Here is a 235-nt window from a genome sequence, read left to right on the forward strand (position 1 = left end):
GTGCATGAATGTGTTCCTGCCCTCGCTTGCAGCCAGGGCGCTTTATTTCGAGGTCGATTACGCGGTCATGCAATTTGCCGTTTCGGGTTATCTCGCCGCTACCGCCTGCCTGCAGCTCATCATCGGCCCGCTATCCGATCTCTTCGGACGCCGACCGGTCATGCTCGCCAGCATCGCGATCATGATCGTCGCCACCCTCGTCTGCATGCTGGCGCCCAATATTACCGTCTTCATG

General features: G+C 58.7%; 1 protein-coding gene. It reads left to right on the forward strand.

What is annotated here, in order from left to right:
• On the forward strand, window positions 1-235 hold a 235-nt coding region (locus SB816_RS35020; protein WP_410548624.1), incomplete at both ends, for an MFS transporter.

It is taken from the genome of Achromobacter sp. SIMBA_011, from assembly GCF_046535435.1.
Classification (GTDB): domain Bacteria; phylum Pseudomonadota; class Gammaproteobacteria; order Burkholderiales; family Burkholderiaceae_B; genus Achromobacter; species Achromobacter dolens.